Origin of the sequence: Frankia sp. Hr75.2 (assembly GCF_949319125.1) — a bacterium.
GTDB lineage: Bacteria > Actinomycetota > Actinomycetes > Frankiales > Frankiaceae > Parafrankia > Parafrankia soli.
In genome coordinates, this window is record NZ_CASGGV010000100.1 from 1 (window position 1) to 3,746 (window position 3,746).

General features: G+C 74.3%; 6 protein-coding genes. 2 read left to right on the forward strand and 4 right to left on the reverse strand.

The annotated features are described in order from the left end of the window. Positions 1-98: 98 nt before the first annotated feature. From AC559T_RS09255 to AC559T_RS09270, 4 genes are all read right to left on the reverse strand, one after another. Positions 99-353 (reverse strand): response regulator transcription factor, encoded by a 255-nt coding sequence (locus AC559T_RS09255; RefSeq protein ID WP_198541459.1) that lies wholly within the window; start codon positions 351-353, stop codon positions 99-101. Beyond that, the gene (locus tag AC559T_RS09260; protein ID WP_498868465.1) at positions 281-1,180 is read right to left on the reverse strand and encodes a hypothetical protein; all 900 of its coding nucleotides are present in this window, start codon (positions 1,178-1,180) and stop codon (positions 281-283) included. Before AC559T_RS09260 ends, AC559T_RS09255 begins: the two co-directional genes overlap by 73 nt. Next, positions 1,177-2,376: an AAA family ATPase gene (locus tag AC559T_RS09265; protein ID WP_498868466.1), complete on the reverse strand. Its 1,200-nt coding sequence runs from the start codon at positions 2,374-2,376 to the stop codon at positions 1,177-1,179. The genes AC559T_RS09260 and AC559T_RS09265 overlap by 4 nt, the downstream gene beginning before the upstream one ends. A gap of 85 nt (positions 2,377-2,461) precedes the next feature. Next, positions 2,462-2,749 carry a DUF4242 domain-containing protein gene (locus AC559T_RS09270; protein ID WP_071066228.1) on the reverse strand — a complete coding sequence of 96 codons (288 nt, stop codon included), beginning with the start codon at positions 2,747-2,749 and terminating at the stop codon, positions 2,462-2,464. Between the two features lie 257 nt (positions 2,750-3,006). Between AC559T_RS09270 and AC559T_RS09275 the strand changes: the two genes are divergently transcribed. Together AC559T_RS09275 and AC559T_RS09280 are read left to right on the forward strand one after the other, a co-directional pair. After that, positions 3,007-3,471, forward strand: a complete 465-nt coding sequence (locus tag AC559T_RS09275) for a universal stress protein (protein WP_112107732.1) — start codon at positions 3,007-3,009, stop codon at positions 3,469-3,471. A gap of 87 nt (positions 3,472-3,558) precedes the next feature. Further along, the coding region (locus AC559T_RS09280) for a TetR-type transcription factor C-terminal domain-containing protein (protein ID WP_498868467.1) at positions 3,559-3,746 on the forward strand (188 nt) is incomplete at its 3' end.

Below are 3,746 nucleotides of genomic sequence, written 5' to 3' on the forward strand. Positions count from 1 at the left end.
TGTCCTGGGCAGCCGGGCCGGGCGGCGGCCCGGTCGCCATGCTGGCCGCCTGATGCGCCAGACAGCGCAGACCGCGCGGGGTCCTGTTGCGTGCCGGGTCAGACGAGGCCGAGCTCGTCGGCGCGCAGGGCTACGGCCCGGCGGGTGGGCAGGTCCAGTTTGGTGAGGATGGCGGAGACGTGGTGGTCGGCGGTCTTCACCGAGATGTACAGACGGGTGGCGATCTCGGCGTTGGTCAGCCCTCGGGCGACCAGCTTGGCGACGTCGAGCTGACGGTTCGTCAGGCCCGCCGGGTTCGCCCGGGTGCTCGTGCGGGGCCGCCTGGGAAGCTGGGTGATGCCGTCGCGACGCAGGGCCGCCCGCTGCCGGTCGGCGGTGCCGGTGGCGCCGAGCTGGTCCAGCAGCTCCACGCTGCGTGCCCGTTGGCCGGGGTCGGGGGAGTCGCACAGGGCCATTGCCGCGGTGAAGGGCTCACCGGTGCGGCGCCACCACGCGCGGCCTCGTCGTGATCGCCCGCGAGGCTGAGCCGGAACGGCGGCGCGACCTCGTCGGGCCATTGGCTCAGCAGCCCGAGCCGGGCCAGCCAGACCGCGAGGTCGCCGGCGGCCCAGGCCGTCCCGGCGATCCCCGCCCCGCCGGCCGTGCCGGCAGTACCGGCGCGCGTCCCGGTTTCGGCGATCGCGGCCGCCGCGCGGGTGACCCGGGGGTCGGACACCTCGGTGAGCCACATCCGCTCGGCCAGCGCCGAGAGCACCGCCAGCCGGCGCAGCGGCTCGTCGTCGTCGGCCAGCGGGGTCCGCGCGCCGGTGTCCCCGGCCAGCAGGGCGGCGGAGGTCCGCAGGATGCGCCCGCGCTGGGCCAGCTCCGCCTGGCCGTGGCGGTCCGCGGCGTCGATCGCGCCGTCGAGGTAGCGGCGGGCCAGGGTCACCTCGCCGCGCATGTAGGCGAGGTAGCCCCGGGTCGTGTGGGCGCGGGCGTGGGACTGCTCCAGCTCCGGCCCGGCCGAGAGGGCGGCGGCGCGCCCGGCGTGTGCCTCCGCCTGCCGGCGCCGGCCGTTGTAGTACTCGAACACGGCGCAGGTGTCGTACGCCGCCGCGAGTCCAGCCTGGTCGCCGGCCTGCTGCCAGAGCGGGAACGTCGCGCTCACGGTGGCGATCGCCTCCCTGAGGCGGCTGGTCATGTACTGCTCGATCGCGAGCCTGTGGAGCAGGTCGGCCCGGTCGAGCGCGGGCGCCGTTCCGAGGTGCTCCAGCGCCGTCCCGAAGAACGTCGCCGCCTCGCTGTGCGAACCGGCCTGGATCGCCTGGCGGGCGGCGGCCGTCGCGTACTCGGCCGCCCGGGCCCCGTCGCGGGCCACGACCGCGTGGTGGGTGAGGACGGCGGGATCGCGCGGCTCGATTCGCTCCAGCGCGGCCAGCAGGCGGGCGTGCAACCGGGGGCGCCGCCCGGTGGGATCGTGCTCTCGACGGCCTGGCGCGCGAGCTCGTGCCGGAAGACCAGACCGCCGCGGGCCCGGGTGAGCAGGCCGGTCGTGTCGAGGCGGCGCAACGTGGGCAGGTCGACGCCGAGCGCGGGCAGCACCCGGTCGTCGAGCCGGTCCGGCGCGGTCGCCACCATCTGCAGCACCTCGACGTCGTCCAGCGTGACGTCGGTGGTACGGGCGAGCACCGCGTCGCGCACCGAGGTCGGCAGCGGGCGGTCGGGCTCCTTGGCGATCTCGGTGACGAAGAACGGGTTGCCGCCGGTCAGCTCGTGCACGCGGCTCGGTTCCAGCCGGGTGCCCCCGACGACGGCGCGGACGGCGTCGAGGGACAGCGGCCGCAGGTCGAGGGTCCGCAGGCCGGCCAGCCGGGCGAAGTCGCCGAGCAGCGGGCGAGCCGAGTGACCTGGACCGATCTCGTCGTCCCGGTAGCTCACGAGCAGCGCCAGCGACATCGCGTCGACCCGGCGCGCGAGGAAGCGCAGCACCTCGACCGAGGCGGCGTCGACCCAGTGCAGGTCCTCGACCACCAGGACTGTCGTCTCGTCGCGCAGCGCTTCGTAGATCCGCTCGCAGACGCCGGCGAGTGACAGCTCCGCGCCGCTGTCGCCGGCCTTCTCACCTCTGACCCTGTCCTCACCGGGCAGCAGCGGTCCCAGGCCGGCGGCCGCGGCGATGTCGCGGAACGGACCGAGCGGCCGGGGCGTCAGAAGCGGGTCGCAGCCGCCGAGGAGGAAACGTGGGCCGGGCACGGCCGCGCGGGCCGCCGCGAGGAGGGCCGACTTGCCCGCGCCCGACTCCCCGGTGACCGCGGCGCCCGACCTCTGCCCGGCCGCCGCCCGGTCGATCGCCGCGCGGACGACGGCGACCTCGCGGTCCCGTTCGAGGAGATCCACGTGGTCAGGGTAGAGGCGGGCGGGGCGCCGAGGTGAAAGGTTCGAGCGCCCCGCCGGAGCGTCGGCCCCGTCATCGGGGCCGCGGTCACCGCGGGGCCGCGGTCGCGGCGGTCTGCGGGCCGAACTCGTTCGCGACGGCCGAGACGTTGTTGGCCGGGAAGCCACCGCGACGGGCGTGCTCGAGGATGGTCTCCGCGTCCTCCGCCTCGTGCACGCAGTAGATCTTGTCGTCGGTGACGTAGCTGTTCACCCAGGTGTAGGGCACCCCCAGCGACGCGACGGCCTCGTTGGAGGTCTGCGCGATCTCGGCCAGCTCCTCCTGGCTGAGGTTCCCGGCGCCGGGGATCTCGCGCTCGATGACAAAGCGAGGCATGGTCTGCTCCTTTCGATCCGACGGCCCGCTGCCGTCCGGTGTCTCCACCCTCGGCGCGGCAAGGCGTCCCGACATCGGGAGCGACTCCCCATGCTCGCGGTCTGGGTACCCAGGCGCCGACTCCGGAGGACGGGCACGCGGGCGTTAGGTGTCCGCCTGATCGGACACTCCTGGATCCGGTCCGCGTGCCCTCCGCGGCCGCGGGAGGAGTCCGCCGGACTATGCCTAGCCGGGCCGCTGGCGGAAACCCTGTGGGTATGCAGCACATCGTTGTCGGGGTCGACACCCGGGAAGCAGCTCCCGCCGCCCTGGTTCGGGCGGCTGACCTCGCGCGGCAGCTGGGCGCGGAACTCGATGTCGTCCACGTCCAACCCTTCAGCCGCGGCGAGATCCGCGTGATGGTCTCCACGGTGCCCGGGCGGCACCTGTCCGAGCGGTTCCTCAGGGCTGACCAGGATGCCCGGACCAGGGAGGTCCGCACGCTGGCGGAACGGACACTGGCGGGCAGCGCCGTGCCCTGGCGGTTGCACGTCCTGGCTGGGGATCCCGCGGCGCGCCTGCTCGCCGTGGCCGACAGCGTCGACGCCTACGCGATCGTCATCGGCACCCGGCACGGCGGCGGGGTCGTCCTGGAGCGGCTGCTGACCGGCTCGGTCTCCCATCGGGTGGTCAACTGGGCGAAGCGGCCCGTTCTGGTCGTCCCGACAGACCTGGACGATTAGCACCCGAACGGGTCCGTGCGTCCGGCCGGGCAGGCGACCTGGACGGCCTGTTGCATCCGGCCGGCGAGACTTCCGTGCTGGTGGAAAGTGCTGTACCGGGCCCACAGCCACGGCTGTTTTCGTGACCTGATCGAGGCCGGGATGCGTGCGGGGTTGTTCGAGATGGCGTCCGCGCGGCTGGCCTCGTACGCCATCCTCGACCTGGGGATGGGCGTCGCGGTCTGGTTCCGCGACGACGGTGAGCTGACGGAGGATGCCGTCGTCTGGCAGTACAG